Annotated in this window: 15 protein-coding genes and 2 pseudogenes; 16 read left to right on the top strand and 1 reads right to left on the bottom strand. The window is 40.7% G+C overall.

Translation table 11 applies throughout. The features are described from left to right. Positions 1-684, top strand: a pseudogene (locus tag R6U02_RS06715) (hypothetical protein); the annotation flags it as partial. 184 nt (positions 685-868) lie between these two features. Here the strand turns inward: R6U02_RS06715 and glmS are convergent. Next, positions 869-2,677, bottom strand: a complete 1,809-nt coding sequence (glmS, locus tag R6U02_RS06710; protein ID WP_410262843.1) for a glutamine--fructose-6-phosphate transaminase (isomerizing) — start codon at positions 2,675-2,677, stop codon at positions 869-871. Positions 2,678-3,102: 425 nt separating this feature from the next. Here glmS and R6U02_RS06705 point away from each other — a divergent pair, with 425 nt between their 5' ends. The 15 genes and pseudogenes from R6U02_RS06705 (at position 3,103) to R6U02_RS06635 (ending at position 21,180) form a co-directional block, all read left to right on the top strand. After that, positions 3,103-3,657 carry a hypothetical protein gene (locus tag R6U02_RS06705; RefSeq protein WP_410262842.1) on the top strand — a complete coding sequence of 185 codons (555 nt, stop codon included), beginning with the start codon at positions 3,103-3,105 and terminating at the stop codon, positions 3,655-3,657. A gap of 117 nt (positions 3,658-3,774) precedes the next feature. Further along, complete coding sequence (locus R6U02_RS06700; RefSeq protein WP_410262841.1) at positions 3,775-4,203, top strand: BRcat domain-containing protein; 429 nt, start codon at positions 3,775-3,777, stop codon at positions 4,201-4,203. Between the two features lie 186 nt (positions 4,204-4,389). Then, the gene (pth, locus tag R6U02_RS06695) at positions 4,390-4,950 is read left to right on the top strand and encodes an aminoacyl-tRNA hydrolase (protein WP_410262840.1); all 561 of its coding nucleotides are present in this window, start codon (positions 4,390-4,392) and stop codon (positions 4,948-4,950) included. Between the two features lie 20 nt (positions 4,951-4,970). Further along, positions 4,971-8,528: a transcription-repair coupling factor gene (mfd, locus tag R6U02_RS06690; protein WP_410262839.1), complete on the top strand. Its 3,558-nt coding sequence runs from the start codon at positions 4,971-4,973 to the stop codon at positions 8,526-8,528. After that, positions 8,512-10,071: an oligosaccharide flippase family protein gene (locus R6U02_RS06685; RefSeq protein WP_410262838.1), complete on the top strand. Its 1,560-nt coding sequence runs from the start codon at positions 8,512-8,514 to the stop codon at positions 10,069-10,071. The genes mfd and R6U02_RS06685 overlap by 17 nt, the downstream gene beginning before the upstream one ends. A gap of 16 nt (positions 10,072-10,087) precedes the next feature. Beyond that, entirely contained in the window at positions 10,088-11,155 is a 1,068-nt protein-coding gene (locus R6U02_RS06680; RefSeq protein WP_410262837.1) for a MazG nucleotide pyrophosphohydrolase domain-containing protein, read from the top strand. Then, positions 11,142-11,408, top strand: a complete 267-nt coding sequence (locus R6U02_RS06675; protein WP_410262836.1) for an RNA-binding S4 domain-containing protein — start codon at positions 11,142-11,144, stop codon at positions 11,406-11,408. Before R6U02_RS06680 ends, R6U02_RS06675 begins: the two co-directional genes overlap by 14 nt. A gap of 262 nt (positions 11,409-11,670) precedes the next feature. Beyond that, positions 11,671-12,123: an FtsB family cell division protein gene (locus R6U02_RS06670; protein ID WP_410262835.1), complete on the top strand. Its 453-nt coding sequence runs from the start codon at positions 11,671-11,673 to the stop codon at positions 12,121-12,123. Between the two features lie 109 nt (positions 12,124-12,232). Continuing rightward, positions 12,233-12,661, top strand: coding sequence for a S1 domain-containing RNA-binding protein (locus R6U02_RS06665; RefSeq protein WP_410262834.1), 429 nt, complete (start codon positions 12,233-12,235; stop codon positions 12,659-12,661). 92 nt (positions 12,662-12,753) lie between these two features. Next, positions 12,754-14,064 (top strand): annotated as a pseudogene (gene tilS, locus R6U02_RS06660) (tRNA lysidine(34) synthetase TilS); the annotation flags it as partial. 126 nt (positions 14,065-14,190) lie between these two features. Beyond that, on the top strand, positions 14,191-14,727 hold the full coding sequence (gene hpt, locus R6U02_RS06655) for a hypoxanthine phosphoribosyltransferase (protein WP_410262844.1): 537 nt from the start codon (positions 14,191-14,193) through the stop codon (positions 14,725-14,727). A gap of 164 nt (positions 14,728-14,891) precedes the next feature. Then, positions 14,892-17,033 carry an ATP-dependent zinc metalloprotease FtsH gene (gene ftsH / locus R6U02_RS06650; RefSeq protein ID WP_410262833.1) on the top strand — a complete coding sequence of 714 codons (2,142 nt, stop codon included), beginning with the start codon at positions 14,892-14,894 and terminating at the stop codon, positions 17,031-17,033. 93 nt (positions 17,034-17,126) lie between these two features. After that, positions 17,127-18,011, top strand: a complete 885-nt coding sequence (hslO, locus tag R6U02_RS06645; RefSeq protein WP_410262832.1) for an Hsp33 family molecular chaperone HslO — start codon at positions 17,127-17,129, stop codon at positions 18,009-18,011. Positions 18,012-18,207: 196 nt separating this feature from the next. Further along, entirely contained in the window at positions 18,208-19,716 is a 1,509-nt protein-coding gene (gene lysS / locus R6U02_RS06640; protein ID WP_410262831.1) for a lysine--tRNA ligase, read from the top strand. A gap of 162 nt (positions 19,717-19,878) precedes the next feature. Next, positions 19,879-21,180, top strand: a complete 1,302-nt coding sequence (locus tag R6U02_RS06635; protein ID WP_410262830.1) for an AI-2E family transporter — start codon at positions 19,879-19,881, stop codon at positions 21,178-21,180. Positions 21,181-21,760 lie beyond the last annotated feature (580 nt).

Raw genomic sequence — 21,760 nt, 5'->3', positions numbered from 1 at the left:
TCCAGGAGGACCTCCTGGTGCTCCTCCTGTGTTGCAATGGCTGCATCCATTGGGACCCATGATTTTCAGATGCGGGATCTCTTCTTTGGGAAATCCATGAAGTTCCAGTTCCTTGGGGTTATGTCCGGTTACCAGTTGTTTGCATTCCGGGCACATGGGACGTTGACCTCCAACCCGCGTGATATTTTATTTATAGATCGCTTAGTGGCTGACAGTCGTTCGGTGGCTTTGAATCACGCAGCAGGCTTGTCTGCGCCGCAACAAGTCATGATGACATTATTTAGTTTGTATGCACTCCTGGACACTGAAGACGAATATAAAAAAGAAGTCATGGGGATTTGTCAGACCAGAGGCGAACTTCTTTACGAATCATTAGAAATGTCTATCCCTTATAAAAGTTTGAACACAGCGTATTACTGTGAAATCGATTTTGACTGGTGGATGGAAAAACGTTACAGTCTAGCATTTAAAACATTCGTGGAAGAAACCTGGACGATGACTGATATCGTGACAAAATTGGCAGAAGAAGAACGTCTGATGCTGCTTAAAGCAGAAGCGTTTGGATCGAGTAAATGGACAGTGCGTGTTTCCTTAGCGAACCTGGAAACGAAGGCCTATAAAGAAATTGGTAAGCGTGTCTCAACCATGATGGACCGCTTATACACTGATTGGAAAAACAATTAAAATAAGAATAAGGAAAAGGCACACTCGATGGGAGTGTGCCTTTTTTTATGGTCATTTTTTTGTAAACTAAGCAGCTCTGATCATCCATTTACAAGAGTCTCGAATCAGCCTAACCATATCCAAGTTGACTGAGACGAAAAAAGCTGCGCACTCATGGTATGAGTACGCAGCTTTAATAATTTTTTTATTCAACGGTTACCGATTTTGCCAAGTTACGTGGTTTGTCGACGTCATTACCGCGATGTAAACTGCTATAGTAAGCAAGCAGTTGTGTCGGTATGACACTCACTAACGGTGAAAGGATCGGATTTACTTGCGGAATAACGATTTGATCGTCTGCACGGTTTAGACCGTCCATGGAAATAACCATGGTATGGGCACCACGCGCTTTTGTTTCCTGCAAGTTACCTCGGGTATGTCCGGCAACAGCTTTTCCAGTGATGATTGCCAGCACAGGTGTACCATCTTCGATCAAAGCAATGGTACCATGTTTTAATTCTCCGGCAGCGAAGCCTTCAGTCTGAATGTAGGAAATTTCTTTCAATTTGAGCGCTGCCTCTAAAGCGACATGATAATCCATACCGCGTCCGATGTAAAAGGCGTTACGTGAAATACTCAAGTATTCAGAAGCAAGTTCTTCAATTGTTTCTTTATCATCAACGATCGATTGCATAGCATTAGCCACGATACCGATATCGTGCAACATCGTACCTTTTTCGATCACGCCTTTTTCAAGACCGACGATTTCACTTAAAATAGCCAGCACAGCAATCTGTGCGGTGTAAGCCTTAGTCGAGGCAACCGCAATTTCGGGTCCGGCATTTAAAAGCAACGTGAATGTCGATTCACGGGATAAGGTAGAGCCAGAGACATTTGTTATAGTTAAAGACGGATGGCCAAGTAAGTTTGTTTTAACCAGTACTTGACGACTGTCCGCTGTTTCACCACTTTGAGAAATGAAAATAAAGAATGGCTTTTCAGATAAGAGCGGTGTATCATAACCGAACTCGCTTGATACATGCACTTCAGTAGGGATATGTGTCATGGCTTCAATCAGCTTTTTGCCAACCAAACCGGCATGATAACTGGTCCCTGCAGCAATGATGTACACGCGATCCGAGTTCAACATCTTATCTATGATAGCCTGATCGATAGCTAATTGACCTTCTTCGTCCTGATATCTTTGTAAAATGCGGCGCATAACAGCAGGTTGTTCATCGATTTCTTTCAACATGTAATAAGGATATGTTCCTTTTTCCAAGTCGTCAGAATCGATTTCGGCTGTATAAGACTCACGTTCGATAATGTCTCCAGCAAAATTTTCGATGATCAAGGATTCACGGGTTACAGTGGCGATTTCTTTGTCCATTAATTCGACAAATTGATCGGTTTCTTTGATCATTGCCATGGCATCACTGCAGATCACATTGAAACCCTCGCCTTTGCCTAATAAAAGTGGACTTTTATTTTTGGCGGCGTATATGACATCAGCATTTTCGCTGTCCATCAAAGCAATCGCGTATGAGCCTTCTAATGTAACGATCGCTTTTTTAAATGCATCAAGTGGCTTGAGGTCTTCTGTTTCTACAAACCAGGAGATGAGTTGAATAATAATTTCTGTATCTGTATCACTTTTTAATTCAACACCCTCTAAGTAAGCATCCTTGACTTCCTGATAGTTGGAGATCACACCATTATGTACAATGGTGAAGCGTTCGCTTGAAGATTGATGAGGATGCGCATTACGTACACTTGGGACACCGTGGGTAGCCCAGCGCGTATGACCGATACCGGCAGTTGCTTCAACAGTGGCATCGACCTTTTCTCGCAAAGCCGCGATCCTGCCTTTTTCTTTAAATAAATGGCCATCATGAGCTTTGTTTAATAGATAAATACCTGCTGAGTCGTAACCGCGGTATTCTAATTTGTCTAACCCGTGTAATAAAATATCTTTAGCATCTTTTTTTCCGATATATCCTACAATTCCACACATTAATTTTTCCACCTTCCAGAGAGCTTTTTTATTTTAAAAATTGGTATATACCCCAAGTCATACAAAAATGACGGGTATTATTGATGAGCATTACTATAATAAGGGTATTTGTTGATAAAGTCAATACATTTGACCTTTACCGAAACAATGTATTGGTATAGTTAACACCCTGTTTAAAAATGCTGGTTTTTTCGCTCGAAAAGATTAGCATAGTCTACTTATAATATAAGCCAAGACGGTGATAGTCAAGCCAGGGTGTTGGTTCAAAGTGAGAAAATAAAATAACGCTTGCTATGTCACCTTGACAACGTTCAAATGATTGTACTGATTTTTTTATTATGGTATGATTGTTTCTAATAAAAGAATGTTTAATTTATTGCATAATTTTAATGAAGTAGACACAAGAACATAGGAGGAATAAAAAAATGAATTACAAGAAATTAGTGAGCTTGTTAGCTGTTTCGACACTTGCTTTAGCAGCTTGCGATACGGACGAAGAGACGGCAACTGACCCAGAGATGGAAGAGGGCGCTGACGAATCAGAAGAATCTGAAGTTGAAGAATCTGAGGAAACTGAAGAAACTGAAGAAAATGGTCAAAGTGCCCATGACATCATTGATGACATAGACAGCGACCTCGACTACACGTCAGCTGTTGAATTGACAGTAACCGGTGGTACCTGGTCTCAAGAAGGTTATGTCTTTACTCCAGAAGGTGGCGAAGCGACGGTCAGTGGTTCAGCTGCATCTAGTGAAGAAGAGGCTGAAATCTTTGCGTTTGTGATGCAAGACGGAGAAGTCATTGAGAAACCTGAAGTTGTAGAAGGTGAGTTTTCATATACCGTAACGGCAACAGACGCTGATCAAGAGTTTCAAGTCGGTGTTTCTGATGAAGATTTATGGGAAGTCGGCGATGAAGCTAACGCTGAAGATTTAGTAAGATATGAGAACGTTATCGTTTCAGCATCTCAAGGAGAATAATTAAAGAAGTTTAAGCCAAAGAAAGCTCCAACAGATTTCTTTGGCTTTTTTTGTATTCTTCATTGTTTCTTAAAACTTATCCTGTATACTGACTTATGTGAATGGTTTTAAATATCAATGATACAGAATAAAGGGATGAATGGTATGCAGTGGATCAGCAAGATATTGTTTTATATGAAGGGCCGATATGGCTATGATGAATTTTCAAAAGTTTTGATCCTATTTGGACTTCTCTTAGGAGTCTTCAGTAACTTTTCAGAAGGAATCATCCTGACAACTTTTGGGATGGCTGCGATCGCTTATGGAGGATTGCGCATAGTTTCGACTGAAAAAGGAAAGCGACGTAAAGAGTTGCAGCAGTATATCAGGGTGAAACAGTCTCTCTTTTCGAGTTATAGAAAAACAAGAAATCGATGGATACAAAGAAAAGCATTTAAAATCATAAAATGCCCAAACTGTAAACGAAAAATCAGAGTTCCTCGCGGCAGGAAAAAGATACGGATCACATGCCCGTCCTGTCAGCATAAATTCGTTAAGAAGACCTGAACTTGAACAGGTGGGTTAAGACTGGGAATTATGCTATAATAATAGAATAATAAAAAGGACTGGACGTAGCCGTTCAGCTTTTTTGTATGTTCAGAACTATTTTAAAATGATACAAAATAAATGGGATAATACGTAGAGATTTTCAAAGCTCTCTTTAAAGCCCAATGCAATTATAAGGAGATATTTATGAAGTTAATTTTTGGACTAGGTAATCCGGGTGGCAAATACGCAAAAACAAAACATAATATTGGATTCATCACACTAGATGAGATCGCTTATCAAAAAGGATGGACGTTCAACCGTTCTAATTTTGAATCGGTTTATGCAGAAGGCATGATAGGGACAGAAAAAGTTTTTCTGATAAAACCGCAGACATACATGAATGATTCAGGACGGTCAGTCAGGCAATGGCTGGATTATTACGATTTAACTGAAGAAGACATGGTTGTTATCTACGATGATATGGATCTGCCGACCGGTAAAATACGTTTAAGACAAAAAGGTAGTGCCGGAGGACATAACGGCATCAAGGATATTATTGACCATATAGGCACTCAAAATTTTAACCGACTGCGTATGGGAGTGGGGCGTCCTTTCGAGAACCAATCCGTTGTTTCACATGTGCTCAGTCCTTTTCATAAATCTGATCACGAAAACATGTTACTGGCTGTGAAAAAAGCAGCCGATGCTTCAATTTATTGGGCGGAAGGCCACACTTATATGGATACAATGACTCAGTTTAATTGAGTGAAAAGGAGTTGATCAGCGTGTCTGAACTACACACATTTTTAAGCGAAAAACCGTCCATACAAAAGATTTTTGATACACTGACTGATCAAAGCCGTCAGTTACTCACTGGTATAGCCGGATCAGCGCGAACACTTTTCCTGCAGGGATTACTAGAAGAAAAACAGAAACCGATTGTCGTGGTCGCACAGAATTTATATCATGCTAACCAAATGATCGCGGATTTAACTGGGCTCGTTCCTGATGACCAACTTTTCCTCTTTTCTGTTGACGACATGCTTCATGCTGAAATGGCTATTGCCTCCCCTGAAGCACGGGCAGATCGGGTGAAAACGCTTGATTTTTTACTTAAAGAAGAACCGGGGATCATTGTCGTTCCTTTAGCTGGAGCTCGGAAGATCTTGCCCGACCCCAATGTGTTTAAACAGGCGGAACTGTCTGTTTCTCTGGGTGATGAGGTCGAACTGGCTGAAATCAGGTTCAAACTGACGCAGATGGGTTACCGCCGGGAACAAAAGGTTTCAGCTCCCGGAGAATACAGTATTCGAGGCGGGATCGTCGACATCTATCCTTTGACAGAAGAAAATCCGGTCCGGATGGAATTGTTTGATGTTGAAGTCGATTCTTTGAGATATTTTGATGCTGATACACAACGCTCAAGCCGCAATGTTGAACAAGTCACTATTATCCCGGCGTCGGATGCGTTATTGCTTGTCAATGAGAAAGATGCCATTCTGAAACGGTTTGATAAAGCTTTGTCCCGTTCATTGAAAAAAATGAAAGAAGAAGAACGGAGAGAACAATTAACATACAGTGTTACAGCTGTCATGGATGCCATAAGAGAAGAGACGTATGTTGAAGAGCTCGCCCGTTATACGGACCTGCTTTACAGAGACAAGGCGACAGTTTTAGATTATGCCTCAAACGATGCCGTAATAGTCATGGATGAATACCCGCGGATCATAGAAAATGAAGCCCGTTTAGACGAAGAGGAAGCCGAATGGATAACCGGTCAGTTAGCTAACGGTAATGTCCTGTACAATCAGTCTTTTTCTGTTTCGTTCAGAGAGTCGCTCAAACATGCTTATCAACCACAATTACATTTTGCCTTGTTTCAAAAAGGCATGCAGGGATTGAAATTGGATGCGATCCATCCTTTCCAGTATCGAACCATGCAGAAATTCTTTGGTCAAATGCCGTTAGTCAAAACAGAAATGGAACGCTGGAAAAAACAACACTATACGGTCGTGGTCATGACTGAAAACAAAGAGCGTGCCGAAAAAGTTCATCAGACCTTGCTGAACTTTGAAATACCGAGCACGCTTTCGATAGACGGAACGATCAGTACAGAAACGATCCAGGTCATCACATCGAGTGTGCAGACCGGTTTTGAGCTGCCGGAGGAGAAGATTGCAGTTCTTACTGAAAAAGAACTGTTCAACCGTATACCTAAGAAAAAACCGAGACGTCAGAATATTACGAATGCGGAACGTCTTAAAAGTTATTCGGAGCTGGAAAAAGGAGACTTTGTGGTTCACGTGAATCACGGAATCGGCCAGTTTACGGGTATGGAAACGATGGAAATCGGTGGGGTCCACCAGGATTATTTATCTATCATTTATAGTGATACATCGAAGCTCTTTATCCCTGTTACCCAACTGCACCTGATTCAAAAATATGTATCATCAGAAGGAAAGACACCGAAGTTAAATAAACTCGGTGGCACCTCGTGGGCGAAAACGAAAAAACGTGTGGCTGCCCAAGTCGAAGATATTGCGGATGATTTGATCGAGCTATATGCAATGCGAGAAAGTAAAGTAGGCTATGCTTATACTAGAGATGATGCCTATCAAAATGAATTTGATGAGGCCTTCCCTTATACAGAAACGCAAGACCAGATGCGTTCCATCAATGAAGTGAAACGGGATATGGAGAAACCGAAACCAATGGACCGTTTAATCGTCGGGGATGTTGGTTACGGAAAAACGGAAGTAGCTATGCGTGCCGCGTTTAAAGCGATTCAAGATGGCAAACAGGTCGCCTTTCTAGTACCGACAACCGTGTTAGCGCAACAGCATTATGAAACGATGCTTGAACGGTTTGTTGATTTTCCTGTTGAAATCGGACTTCTGAGCCGATTCCGAACGGGTAAACAGTTAAAAGAAACCGTTGACGGTCTTAGAAAAGGACAAGTTGACCTTGTCGTCGGCACACATCGGATCTTATCCAAAGACATCGAGTTTCAAGATTTAGGTTTGCTTATTGTAGACGAAGAGCAGCGGTTTGGGGTCAAACATAAAGAGCGCCTCAAACAATTGAAAAATGAAGTCGATGTTTTGACTTTGACGGCAACGCCGATCCCAAGAACTTTGCATATGTCCATGCTGGGGGTACGTGATTTATCCGTCATCGAAACACCACCGGCCAACCGTTACCCCGTGCAGACGTATGTGATGGAGATGAATGGTGCCGTTGTTCAAGAATCAATTCAAAGGGAAATGGCACGTGGAGGACAAGTCTTCTATCTTCATAATCGTGTCAGTACCATACAGCAGCGAGCCAATGAGTTGCAGCAGCTTGTTCCAGAGGCCCGGATTGCCTATGCGCATGGTCAAATGAGCGACAATCAATTGGAGAATGTCCTCTACCAGTTTATCCAGGGAGAATTCGACATGCTGGTCACCACGACAATTATCGAAACGGGCGTGGATATACCTAATGTCAATACACTGATTGTAGAAGATGCTGATCGAATGGGCTTGTCTCAGTTATATCAACTCCGTGGACGTGTAGGGCGAAGCAGTCGTATCGCCTATGCTTACTTTATGCACCAACCGAATAAAGTGCTGACAGAAGTAAGCGAGAAAAGACTCCAGGCAATCAAAGACTTCACAGAACTCGGCTCAGGTTTCAAAATTGCCATGCGAGATTTGGCTATTCGCGGCGCAGGAAATCTGTTGGGGCAACAGCAACATGGCTTTATTGACAGTGTCGGTTTCGATCTATACTCGCAAATGTTGTCTGAAGCGGTGGCTAGAAAGCGTGGAGACAAGAAGCAAGTTAAAACCAGTGTTGAAATGGACCTTTCAATCGATGCTTACCTGCCCAACACATATATAGAAGATGAAAGACAAAAGATCGAGCTATATAAACGTATCCGTCAATTTTCTTCTAAAGAAGAGTATAACGAGCTGTTAGATGAATTGATCGACCGTTTCGGCGATTATCCTCAAGCAGTCGCGGATTTACTTTCTGTCGGTTTGTTGAAAATGTATAGTGAAACAGCTTTGATCGAAACCATAAAGCGTGATGGGAATACGGTCAAAGTGACATTCTCACTCGAAGGTACCCGCAAATATCCATTACCTGAAGTCTTTAAAGCCTTGAAAGACATACCGTTGAAAACGGATATGCAAGCGGCAGACAAATTAGCCATTGACTTTAAACTGCCGAAACAGATGCATGATGACATCTGGTTGGATGCCCTCGTGAAATTTTCGGAAATTTGTGCAACCTATCGAATCGAAAATGAAAAACAACCCAGCGACCAGGTGACACGTCATGAGTCAAACGAATAAATTCGTAAAAGGAGCGGCTCTTTTATCAGGAGCTGCCCTCATAACCAAAATGCTCAGTGCACTATACAAAATACCTTTACAAAACTTGACAGGTAATGAAGGGTTTTATGTCTATCAGCAAGTTTACCCTCTATACGGGATAGCCTCAGTACTGGCGCTAAACGGTTTCCCTCTTTATATATCGAAGTTGATTTCTGAAAGCGAAGAAGAGCATCACGGTGAGGTGATCAAACAGACACAAGTATGGGTAACTTTATTTTCGATCAGTGCCTTTTTGTTTCTGTTCCTCCTCTCCGATCAGGTGGCTCAGTTAATGGGTGACGGACAACTCGCTCCCGTAATCAGAGCAACATCAGCGGTTTATCTGTTTATTCCTTTTTTATCCATGGGAAGAGGTTATTTTCAGGGGTTAATGAACATGAAACCAACAGCACTCTCTCAAGTAGCTGAACAACTTGTCCGAGTGACGTTGCTCATAGTTGTCGCTGTATTGTTTTCAAAAATGAATCTTTCGGTTTACGAAATGGGAACCTGGGCGATGCGGAGCAGTTGGATAGGCGCTCTCGCAGGAACGGGGGTCGTCGGTCTCTTTTTCATAAAGTCACGCCATCAGCTGCAGCGTTCTGCGTTGCCGAGCGGGACACATGCTTACTCAAAAATAGGCAAACGCTTTTTAACCGAAGGATTAGCATTGACCTTTATGAGCAGCTTGTTGTTAATGTTTCAATTAATTGATTCCTTTACAGTATACAATGGACTTATAGAGGGAGGATCTCCCTCTGCACAGGCGATGGTCATGAAAGGGATCTATGACCGTGCTCAACCTTTCGTCCAAGTAGGGCTGGTATTAGGTGTAAGTCTAGCGACAAGCACCTTGCCTTTGCTGAGAAACAATCATAAAGCGGAACAAAAAGAAGCGTGGATCAAAAACAGTGTAAGGGTCTTGAAGTTGACTGCCATTCTTTCTGGTGCAGCCTCCGTGGGCTTGATCGCTGTCATGCCCTGGTTGAATCAAGCCCTGTTTCAGGACCGGTCAGGCACTCAGGCGCTCCAATTGTATAGTTTAAGTGTCCTGATCCTGTCAGTGATACATGTGATGTTCGCTATCATCCACAGCACGTCTTCATCGCTTTTTGGATGGGGATCGCTCCTGTTTGGTTTAGCCTTCAAAGCGGCTTTTAATACGTTCGCTGTTCGGACAGTCGGCATAGTCGGGTCAAGTTTCATAACGGTAGTGTCGCTGATGCTCATTTTCCTTTTGCTGGTGAGGCAATTAGATAAAGCAATCTGGTATGAGATGCTGGACAGTTCCTTTATACTTAAATATAGTTTGTTGTTAAGCATCATGGGACTTAGCGTGTACGGCATATTGAATATGAGTCAGTCCGTTTTCGGCACATCAACCAGACTAACTGCATCAATAAGCATCTTTATCGGTGTCTTGGTGGGTGTGACAGTCATTATCACTGCTTTACTGAAACTGGACATATTAACAAAAGAAGAATGGCAAAGTTTAACATTAATAAAAAAAATAAAAAAATAATGAGAACAAGGGGGAAATGATGCACAGCATAAATGTAGTCGGTCTTGGACCTGGAGACAAAGATCAGATGCCCGTAAAAATCGAAAAAATGATCAAAGAAGCAGCGGTCGTCTATTTAAGAACGGCGGACCATCCAGCTGTTAACGAATTAAAAACAGACGGGGTAAGGTTCGAGTCTTTCGATCATTTATATGAAGAAAATGATCAGGATTTTGAAAAAGTTTATACAGCTATCGTCGATCATTTAATAAAATTGGCGGAAGACAAAGATATTGTGTATGCTGTACCCGGTCATCCGATGGTTGCTGAAAAAACAGTGAAAGATCTGATGAAGAATTATTCAAAGGTCAATATCGTTGGAGGCAAGAGTTTTTTAGATGATCTCTTTCAATCGGTTCAGGTCGATCCGGTAGAAGGATTTCAATTGCTTGATTCGTTTGATTTGAATCAAGATACCCTCAATACAGATCAGCATGTCATCATCATGCAGGTATTCAATGCACTGATGGCCGGAGAAGTGAAATTGACTTTGATGGAAAAATATCCAGATGACCACAAGGTGGCGGTGATCGATGCGGCTGGCAGCAGACAGGAAAAGATAGAATGGCTCCCACTATATGAAATAGACCGGTTTGAGGGCGTTTATAACCTGAGATCGCTCTACGTACCGCCGCTTGAACTGGATGAGCAAGTAACGTCGCTTTCAACGTTACAACATTATATCGATAGAGTCACCGACGCTGATAAAGGGGATGCTTGGATAAAGGAGCAAACACCTAAATCGCTTATACGGTACCTCAGAGAAGAAACTGAGGAATTGATTGCTGCCATTGAGAAGGACGACAGTGATAATTGGATGGAAGAATTGGGAGACGTATTGGTCCAGCTTTTGTATCAGACGAGCCGAGCGGAGAAAGAAGGCCTGTTTACCTTTGAAGATGTTCTGGAAACGGTAAACCGTAAAATAAGAAGACGGCACCCACATGTTTTTGACGGGGTGAAAGCGACAACAGCGGAAGAAGTGGATGCGTTGTGGCAAAAAATAAAAGCTGAAGAAAAGAGGGACAAAGATGAGACTCGATAAATATTTAAAAATAGCCCGTATAATAAAAAGACGGTCAGTGGCCAAAGAAATCGCGGATAAAGATCGCATTCTAATTAATGGTAAAACAGCAAAATCATCGAGCAAAGTGGCCATAGGTGATGAGTTGACCATTCATTTTGGCAATAAAACAATGAAAATCAGTGTGGATGATATCAGAGATACGACGAAAAAAGACGAAGCCAAAGACTTGTATACCATCATTGAAGAGACCCATGAACAGTCAGTTGAGTAACAGGGATGATTAGTAAACACATAATCATAGTCGGGGAAAATAACGTTTAGAGAAAAACAAAAATAGAACAGGGTCTTATCAGCTTGTTTCGAACAAAATGAGTCAGATGAGACTATGCTATTTTTTATCAAACAGCCGAGAGCACTCGTGACTTTAGTCATGAGAGGTTCAATAATGACTGGTTCTTTTCATTAGAACAGTTTATTGATATACTTTAACCAATTGTTATTGGTTGAACAGAAATGATTTAGGAGGTTATGATATGGATAAGAAAAAATCGAGCATCACGCGCATGGATAATCCATACATAAAACATAAAACGCTTGAAAGTATCAGAGAATTCAAACACAAAAGAAAGTTGAAAAGAAGGATGCAGTTGATCACAGCAGCGGGGGTGTTGCTTATTTTATTGGTTGGAAGCGGCTTAGTGCGAAATTATTATGAACTCCAGCAATTAGAAGAGCAGAAGGTCATCGCTCAAGAAGAATTAGAATCTCTCGATTTACATCAGGAAGAATTGGAATACTACATTGGGTTACTCGAAGATGAGGAATACGTAGCTAAATTGGCACGGAGTGAGTATTACTTAACAAAAGATAACGAAATCGTTTTCAGTTTTCCTGATGATAGGAATCCGGACCATACGGAGATAACTGAAGAAGACTCAGCGCTTTTTGAAAATGAAGAAAACGACAGCGAAGAAGACCAGGAATGAAAACATGAACATTATTAAAAAAAATTCACAATCCATTCAATAAGCCTTTATTCTAAATTTTTATCATGGTATACTTAAATCAAATTATTTAGGAGGATATATAGAAAATATGTCAATTGAAGTTGGAAGCAAAATAGAGGGTAAGGTTACGGGTATTGCTAATTTTGGTGCATTTATTGATTTAGGCAATAATAAAACAGGGTTAGTACACATTAGTGAAGTGTCAGACAGTTATGTTGAGAATATCAACGAAGAATTAGAAGTAGGTCAAAAAATTACAGTGAAAGTCTTATCTATAGCAGATGATGGAAAGATCGGATTATCGATCCGTAAAGCTACAGACAAACCTGCGGTAGAGGCTTCCAAACCGAAGACATCAAGCAGACCACGTCCAAGTTCTTCTAATAAACGTCCTGTTGCAAAAAAAGAAGATTTCGATTCATTGATGAGTTCGTTTCTAAAAGATAGTGAAGATCGCTTAACTTCGCTCAAGCGTCACACTGAAAATAAACGCGGTGGCAGTGGCGGTCGAAAATAGATAGAACAAAGGGTTTAGGGGTATCCCTGAATCCTTTTTACTTACAAATAAATAACAAGTCATATCGGTGGAAGGTTTGAGAAAATGTGAACATGACTGATGATTTTTTGAATCAGGTAAAATCCAAAGGCTACTGGCAAGCGGGAGAACATGTAGTCATCGGTGTTTCCGGTGGTGTGGATTCGATGGTGCTGTTTGATATGCTCAATCAGCTGCCCGTTGAATACAAACCAGCCATAATTGTCGCTCACATTAACCATCATCTCAGAAATGATTCGGATGAAGAAGAAAAGTTTGTAAAAGAGTGGGTAGGCAAGTATGAGGTGCCTGTTTATGTGCATCAGTGGCCAACCTCTGAGCATCCTGAGTCAGGTGTGGAACAGGAAGCAAGAAAAATACGGTATCGTTTTTTTGACGAGGTCGCTAAAGAAACGGACAGTGTCTTCATCCTGACCGCTCATCACCGTGATGATCAAGTTGAAACGGTACTCATGCGATTTGTAAAAGGAAGTTCATTAGACGAACTGACGGGTATTTCTACTACACGCATCACTAATGGGAAAGTCGTTTTACGACTGCTTCTTCCGTATTCAAAAGAAATGATTCAAAACTATGCTGAAGAAAACAACATATCCTGGAGAGAAGATGAGAGTAATGCTTCAATGATGTATACGCGTAATCGCTACAGACATCATATTATTCCAGAGTTGAAGAAAGAAAACCCCGCAGTAGAAAAACACGTCTATGAGTTCTCGAAAGATATCGAGGATCTTCTCAAGGTGGTTGAACCGTTGATCAATGAAGAAATCGGACGGTCATTTCAAATCACTCGCAAGAGTCTATCGATTAAACTTCCATCATTTTTAAAACAAGAATCCGGCTTTCAAAAAATCGTATTGCGCCGAGCCTTCAAGAAATTCAGTGGTCAGGGCGTATACATAATCAGTCAAGCACATATCAATCTGCTAGTCGATTGGTTTGTCTCTGGAGGTCCCAATACCGTCCTTGAATTACCCAATCAATTTGTCGCGCGAAAAGAATATGGTACGTGTGTGATCGAAAAAGTTGAAGAAGCGCAAACGGAACAAACAGACCGTATAAAGACACCGATCACTTTGGAACTCAATACGTGGCAACCGTTAGATGATGACGAAAGCATAGGGCTCTTCTCATACGATGCATTCAAAAAGATAGACAACCAAAAGTGTCGTGTCATCTACTTGAATGAGCAGCAAATTGAACGTCCACTAACTGTAAGACACCGAAAACCTGGAGATAAAATGAAAGTTAAAGGACTTGAGGGTTCAAAAAAAATCAAAGATATCTTTATCGATCAGAAAGTGCCCAGACGAAAGCGGGATGAAGCTTGGCTCGTTAGTGATGATCAGGGGCAGATCCTCTGGCTGATAAACTACAAAGAATCCCCGTTGTCACTTAACCCATTAACTGATACAATTAGCTACGTACTTGTATACCAACAAGGGACTATGCAGGACTTAACGAATACATTCAAAAAGGAGACCGAAAATATGAAAAAAGATATGGAAAGAATTTTAATCTCTGAAGAAGAAATTCAGAGAAAAGTTAAAGAACTCGCAGAGATTCTTTCAAAAGAGTATGATGGGAAAAATCCTTTGCTCGTGGGTGTATTAAAAGGTGGATTACCGTTTATGGCCGATTTGATCAAACAGATGGATATATATCTGGAAATCGATTTCATGGATGTATCCAGCTACGGTAACGAAACAGTCTCTTCTGGCGAAGTGAAAATATTAAAAGATTTAGATACCAACGTTGAGGGACGTCATGTCTTATTCGTCGAGGATATCATTGATACAGGCGGTACGTTAGCGTACTTGAAAAATATGTTCAAGTACCGTAAAGCAGCTTCTGTAAAAATCGTTACGATATTGGATAAACCTACAGGACGCAAAATAGATATCCAAGCAGACTGGGTCGGCTTTGTTGTTCCTCATGAGTTCGTCGTTGGGTATGGTTTGGATTATGCTGAAAATTACCGCAACCTACCGTTTATCGGGGTCCTGAAACCTGAAATATATCAGTAAGCAAATAATCTAAATGGAATGACTGATGTTTTCATTCAAATAATGCATAAACATCAAACAAAATTCATAGTCAAAAATGGTCAAGTGTGTTAACATATATTAGACTATTATTCTAAGCTGTGCTTAAATAATAATAAAAATACAAGTGATAAACGGAGGATGACATGAAGAAAGGATTTTTCAAAAGTAGCCTCTTCTACATCATCGTTTTTCTTGCAGTAATTGGTATTGCAAGCTGGGCGACTAGTGGCGGACAAGATCAAGCTTCAGAGAGCGTGAGTTCGACTGAATTTATTGATTATCTGGAAGAAGACCGTATAGAAGAATTTCAAGTGCAGCCAACAGCAGGTGTGTATGAAATCGTAGGGCAATTTCGTGAAGGACAAGAAATAGAAATAGAACAAGAAGAAGATGTAACGATCTTTGGTGGTTTGGATGAACAGGTAGATGCTACACAATTCACCACATACATTTTAATGAATGATAATGTCGTAGATGAAATGTATCAGCTGGCTAGAGAAAACCAGGTCAATATTGTTTCTGTTGAAGAACCGACAACAGGCATATGGACAAGTTTGCTCTTCTCATTCTTGCCTCTCTTACTCTTCGTAGGATTCATTTATTTCATGATGAGTCAAGCAGGTCAAGGTGGCGGCGCAGGTGGTGGCAAAGGCGTAATGAACTTTGGTAAATCCAAAGCGAAAGAAAGTGACGCAAAAACAAGTAAAGTGCGTTTCTCAGATGTCGCCGGTGCGGATGAAGAAAAAGAAGAATTAGTAGAAATTGTTGAATTCTTGAAAGATCCAAGACGTTTTGCTAACTTGGGCGCACGTATTCCAGCAGGGGTGCTGTTAGAGGGACCTCCCGGAACAGGTAAAACACTTCTTGCAAAAGCAGTTGCCGGCGAAGCCGGTGTACCTTTCTTCTCAATTTCAGGTTCTGAATTTGTTGAGATGTTCGTAGGTGTTGGAGCAAGTCGTGTAAGAGATTTATTCGAAAATGCGAAGAAAACAGCTCCATCCATCATCTTTATCGATGAGATCGATGCTGTAGGACGTCAGCGTGGCGCCGGTATGGGTGGCGGACACGATGAACGTGAACAAACATTGAACCAATTACTTGTTGAAATGGATGGTTTTACAGGTAATGAAGGAGTAATCGTTATTGCGGCGACAAACCGTCAAGACGTATTAGATCCTGCCTTGCTCAGACCAGGACGTTTTGATAGACGTATCATGGTCGGAAGACCGGACGTTAAAGGACGAGAAGCGATCCTGAAAGTCCATTCCAGAAACAAACCATTAGCTTCAAATGTCGATTTAAGAATCATTGCCAGACAAACACCCGGATTTTCCGGTGCTGATTTAGAAAACTTACTGAACGAAGCAGCCTTGGTTGCAGCGAGACGTGACAGTAAGCAGATCGAAGCATTAGATCTTGATGAGGCACACGACCGAGTGATTGCTGGACCAGCTAAAAAAGATCGTGTTATTTCTGAAACAGAACGTTCAATGGTCGCTTATCATGAAGCTGGACATACCATTGTTGGATTGGTATTAAGTGATGCCCGTATTGTTCACAAGGTAACGATTGTTCCTCGTGGACGCGCAGGCGGATATGCGATCATGCTTCCAAGAGAAGATCGCTTCTTGATGACGAAAAAAGAATTAAGTGAACAACTTGTCGGACTCTTAGGTGGTCGTGTAGCTGAAGAAATCGTCTTTGATTCTCAGTCAAGCGGAGCATCAAACGACTTCCAGCAAGCCACACAAATTGCCAGAAGTATGGTGACCGAATACGGAATGAGTGACATGCTCGGACCCGTTCAATACGAAGGTGGCGGCCAAGTGTTCTTGGGTAGAGATTATTCTCAATCCAAAGCTTACTCTGAACAGTTCGCTTATCAGATCGATCAGGAAGTGCTGCGTCTTTTAAATGAAGCACACGCTGAAGCTAAACGTATCATTGAAGAACATCAAGACGCCCATCATTTAATTGCTCAGAAACTGCTTGAAATTGAAACGTTAGACGAGAAACAAATCAAATCACTATTTGAAAAAGGTGAAATGCCTTCTAACGACGTTAAAGCTGCAACAGAATTCCCTCGCGAGAGTGAAGAAGCTGAAAGAGATCCTGAAAAAGAGGACATCGGCATGTCGTTTGAAGAAGTCAAAGCGCTGCGTGAGAAAAAAGAAAGAGAACGCGAAAAGCAATTTGAAGAGAGACAGACAGATGAACCTTCGGATGAATCAGATGATCAAGAAATTGAGAACTCAGATGAGAAAGACGAAGAATCAAAAGCGTAACAAGCAGAGAAGAGGATGGCGAATTATTCGCCTCCTCTTCTTTCCATGTAAACAGATAAAAGATATAATATGAAAACAAAGGAATGTGAGAAAATGCCAGATAAACTGATTAAAGCATTAGGTTATAATGACCAGATCCGCGTGTATATCGTCGATGCAACGACTATGGTCAAAACGGCTCAGGAAAAACACGAAACGTGGAGTGCGGCCACAGCTGCTCTAGGTCGAGCAATGGTTGGGACAACCTTACTTGGCACGACACTGAAAGGTGAGGAAAAACTGACTGTGCGTATTGATGGTAAGGGTCCTGTAGGCTATATTCTAGTAGACAGCAATGGTAAAGGAGAAACAAAAGGCTATATCAAGAACCCTCAAGTAAGTTTACCCTTAAATGAACAAGGGAAAATTGATGTTAGAGGTGCAGTAGGCACTGACGGTATGTTGACAGTAAGTAAAGACCTGAATATGAAACGACCATTTGTGGGGCAAGTCCCATTAATAAGTGGGGAGCTTGGAGAAGATTTCACCTATTATATGGCAACCAGTGAGCAAATACCTTCCGCCATTGGCCTATCAGTTTTAGTTGACCCGGATGAGACGGTCAAAGCGGCTGGAGGATTTATGATGCAGGTATTACCTGATGCCGAAGATGAAACAATTACAAAAGTAGAAGAAGCAATTGCCAACTTACCTTTGATGTCCAAGTTGATGGATGCAGGTGAAACGCCTGAACAAATTCTTGATCGGTTGGTCACAGATGGATCTGCCCGTATACTAGAGACCATGCCTGTTTCGTTCAAATGCAATTGTTCAAAAGAACGTTTCAAAGATGCTATCGTTGCCTTAGGCAAGCAGGAAATACAGGAAATGATCGATGAAGATCACGGTGCGGATGCTGTGTGTCATTTTTGCCGAACCATTTATCAGTTTAGCGAAGAAGAATTGAATGAATTGAAAGAAGAAACAGATAGACCATAGTATTTCTACATCTTTTTCTTTATGACTCACGAAAGTTATGGTACGATAATTCAGAATGAGTACTAAAAGCTGACTGAGATGGTTTAAGAGAAGTAAATAGCTTGCAGAAACATTGAAATGAATGCGGGGTTTCACTGCAAATGTGTAAAACGCATAAATGAAAATAATGAAAGCATAAAAGAATGGAGTGGCAGTAGTGTCTGAAGAAAAACAAAATCAAGAATCAGTGACTGATCAAATACTTGTTCGACGTCAAAAAATGAATGAATTAAGAGAACGTGGAATCGATCCATTTGGAGATCGATACGAGCGTACACATTACTCTTCTGAATTACACGAGACCTATGATGAAAAAACTAAAGAAGAATTGCATGACGCCGAAATCACTGTCAAAGTAGCAGGTCGTTTGATGACAAAACGTGGTAAAGGAAAAGCTGGATTTGCTCATCTGAAAGATAAAAATGGCTTGATTCAATTGTATGTTCGTAAAGATGCTGTCGGAGACGAGCAATACAAGAGTTTTGAACAGGCTGATTTAGGGGACTTTTTTGGTATCGAAGGTACAGTGATGAAAACTAATACAGGTGAGGTGACGGTCCGTGCGAAAGAATTGACCTATCTCGCTAAAGCGTTACGGCCATTACCTGATAAATATCATGGTTTAACAAATGTTGAGCAGAAATACCGTCAACGTTATTTGGATTTGATTGCCAATGAAGAAAGTTTTGAACGCTTTACAAAGCGTAGTCAAATCATTCAGGAAATAAGGAATCATTTAAATGGGTTAGATTATCTGGAAGTGGAAACGCCACTTCTTCATAATATTGCTGGCGGGGCAGCGGCTAAGCCGTTTACGACTCACCACAATGCATTAGATATGGAGTTGTACCTGCGTATTGCTATCGAATTGCATCTGAAACGTCTTATCGTTGGTGGTATGGAGAAGGTTTATGAAATTGGGCGTGTATTCCGTAATGAAGGAATCGATACCACGCATAATCCCGAATTTACGATGCTGGAACTTTATACGGCTTTTCACGACATGGAAGATGTCATGGATCTGACTGAAAAGCTTATTCAGACCGTTGCCGAAAAAGTATTAGGCAAGACGGAATTGCAATACGGAGAAGAAATGATCCAGCTTGGTGGGAAATGGGCACGTCGTCACATGGTAGATATGATCAAAGAAGAAACGGGCATTGACTTCTATAAACATTATACCGATGAAGAAGCACGTCAATTAGCTGAGGAGCACGATGTTGAAATAGATGATTACGCTACTTTTGGGCATGTAGTCAATGAATTCTTCGAAGTATTTGTTGAGGATAAACTGATCCAACCGATCTTTGTTTATGGTCATCCTGTGGAAATTTCTCCTTTAGCCAAGAAAAATAAAGAAGATGAACGTTTCACTGATCGCTTCGAGTTGTTCATTGCAAAACATGAATATGCTAATGCGTTCAGTGAGTTAAACGATCCGATCGATCAGCGTGAACGTTTCGAGGCACAAATGAGAGAAAAAGCACAAGGAAATGATGAAGCACAGGAAATTGATGAAGAGTTCATCGAAGCATTGGAATACGGTATGCCTCCGACCGGTGGTTTAGGGATTGGGATCGACCGTCTGGTGATGCTGCTTACTGATGCTCAGACCATTCGAGATGTTTTATTGTTTCCAACAATGAAAAATGTTGATAATAAGTAAAATTTTAAAGGGATAAAATGAATGTAACACAAGGATAAAAGGGCGATCACCTCTTTCCTTGTGTTTTTTGTCTTTAGTGGAAAATCCTTTTTTTCGTATTTATGCATAAACTGCTATAATATATTAAGGAAAGATACAATTGAATGGAAAGAAGGAGAAAGAATGAAAAAAACCAGATGGATCAATTTTTTAGGTGGTAATGATTTAATTTATACTTTAGTCGTCCTCATATTATTGGGTATAACTTTTTTCTTGTTCAATCAAGTGAGTTATATTTTCACCCCCCTATTGATTCTTGTTTCAAATGTTTTAATGCCCTTTGTCATAGCATTATTGCTTTACTATCTGTTCAGTCCCTTTATAGATTTTTTAGAAAAACATAAAGTGAAACGGATATATGGGGTCGGGATCTTGTTTTTATTACTTATCGCCCTTCTGGTGCTAGGGGTCGGATCACTTTTCCCACTATTACGCGACCAAGTGGCCAGTTTTATCGATGACTTTCCCAGTTTTATAGATTCACTTATAGCATCTATAACAGGATGGGTAGCTAATCTCCCTTTTGGAGAAGAAATTGAAACGTTCATAGAAGAAGGAGAAAGTTTTATCGCAGGTATCCCGGCTAATATAGATCAGTACCTATCCGAGGGATTTAGTGGCTTATCTAATGTCTTGTCCAGTTTAACCAATATCGTTGTAACAATCGTGACTTTTCCCATTATTTTATTCTTTTTACTCAAAGATGAACAACGCTTCTTACACGCAGTCTTGTCGGTCTCACCACCAAAATGGAGAGAAGATCTTATACGCGTATCTGCGGAAGTGAATTCACAAGTTGGTGCATACGTGAAGGGGCAACTGATTATTGCATCCTCAATCGGTGTTATGATGTTTATCGGTTTTTCCATTATAGGTTTGGAATATAATGGTGTGTTAGCCATCATTGCCGGATTTACGTCAATAATCCCTTATATAGGGCCAACGCTCGCCTTCATTCCGGCTCTAGTCATTGCTTTGATCGATTCTTGGTGGATGGTTGTTCAGCTGTTGATCGTATGGATGGCTGTTCAGTTTATTGATGGGAATTTGATAGAACCGAACGTAATGGGTAAGCAACTGAATGTCCACCCGTTAACGATCATTATCGTTCTATTAGTCATGGGTGATATGCTGGGACTATTCGGTTTGATCTTTGGTGTGCCGATCTATGCTATTGTAAAAGTTATCGTAGCTCATGCTTTTCAACAGTTCAAGAAACGATACAATAAATATTATGGTGATATTGCTGGTGAATATGAAGTTAAATCAATAGAAGTAGCAGTAAGTGGCGAAGGCGAAACCGATTCTCAACTAAAACCTTCGATCATAATGGCTAAATTAAAAAGAAATAAAGAAAAAGTAAAGTTCGAAGAAAATGAATCCGACACATCAGAAAAGGAGTCGGACAAAAAGAACGAATCATGATTAGTGGTAATCAATAAACGACGCTTTAAAACTGGGGTAGGTCACCCGGTTTTGAAGCGTCGTTTATTTTTATAAGCAATAGCTGTCCTCACGATATAAGACAGCATACACAAACACAGAAAAAAATATAAAAATCCTTGACGATAGAGGAATAACCTGTTATTATTGAACATGTTGCTACAAAACATATCAGTATATTTTGCAGCAAAGAAATAAAATATATTTATTGACATTGTTCATGTCATAGGTTATACTAAAATAGTTGTCATAGAGGTAAAGGTAACGCTTACAGATTTTAAATTGTTTTCAAATAATTTAAAAAAAGTTCTTGACAATCAAAATGAAAAGCTGTAATATTATACGAGTTGACACATCACGTTGTCAGCGAATGAACGAAATAGATCTTTGAAAACTGAACAAAGTAAACAATCAAATGTGCAGGTGTCTTCGGTCCAATTTATTGGGCCAAGACAACACAAACGAGTTAACATGTTTAACTCGGAAGTATTATGTAACACGAGCTATTTCAAACTTAAAATTGAGAGTTTGATCCTGGCTCAGGACGAACGCTGGCGGCATG

Origin of the sequence: Alkalibacterium sp. (assembly GCF_046484155.1) — a bacterium.
Lineage (GTDB): Bacteria > Bacillota > Bacilli > Lactobacillales > Carnobacteriaceae_A > Alkalibacterium.
The sequence above is the reverse complement of the archived record's forward strand: the minus strand, read 5'-3'. Positions and strand labels throughout refer to the sequence as shown.

What these genes read in the sequence shown, in the direction of transcription:
- R6U02_RS06705 (WP_410262842.1), top strand. Translation starts at nt 3,103, where the DNA reads ATGAATTACAAGAAATTAGTGAGCTTGTTAGCTGTTTCGACACTTGCT.
- ftsH (WP_410262833.1), top strand. Translation starts at nt 14,892, where the DNA reads ATGAAGAAAGGATTTTTCAAAAGTAGCCTCTTCTACATCATCGTTTTT.
- R6U02_RS06700 (WP_410262841.1), top strand. Translation starts at nt 3,775, where the DNA reads ATGATACAGAATAAAGGGATGAATGGTATGCAGTGGATCAGCAAGATA.
- R6U02_RS06680 (WP_410262837.1), top strand. Translation starts at nt 10,088, where the DNA reads ATGATGCACAGCATAAATGTAGTCGGTCTTGGACCTGGAGACAAAGAT.
- R6U02_RS06665 (WP_410262834.1), top strand. Translation starts at nt 12,233, where the DNA reads ATGTCAATTGAAGTTGGAAGCAAAATAGAGGGTAAGGTTACGGGTATT.
- pth (WP_410262840.1), top strand. Translation starts at nt 4,390, where the DNA reads ATGAAGTTAATTTTTGGACTAGGTAATCCGGGTGGCAAATACGCAAAA.
- R6U02_RS06635 (WP_410262830.1), top strand. Translation starts at nt 19,879, where the DNA reads ATGAAAAAAACCAGATGGATCAATTTTTTAGGTGGTAATGATTTAATT.
- R6U02_RS06675 (WP_410262836.1), top strand. Translation starts at nt 11,142, where the DNA reads ATGAGACTCGATAAATATTTAAAAATAGCCCGTATAATAAAAAGACGG.
- glmS (WP_410262843.1), bottom strand. Translation starts at nt 2,677, where the DNA reads ATGTGTGGAATTGTAGGATATATCGGAAAAAAAGATGCTAAAGATATT.
- R6U02_RS06670 (WP_410262835.1), top strand. Translation starts at nt 11,671, where the DNA reads ATGGATAAGAAAAAATCGAGCATCACGCGCATGGATAATCCATACATA.
- R6U02_RS06685 (WP_410262838.1), top strand. Translation starts at nt 8,512, where the DNA reads ATGAGTCAAACGAATAAATTCGTAAAAGGAGCGGCTCTTTTATCAGGA.
- hslO (WP_410262832.1), top strand. Translation starts at nt 17,127, where the DNA reads ATGCCAGATAAACTGATTAAAGCATTAGGTTATAATGACCAGATCCGC.
- hpt (WP_410262844.1), top strand. Translation starts at nt 14,191, where the DNA reads ATGAAAAAAGATATGGAAAGAATTTTAATCTCTGAAGAAGAAATTCAG.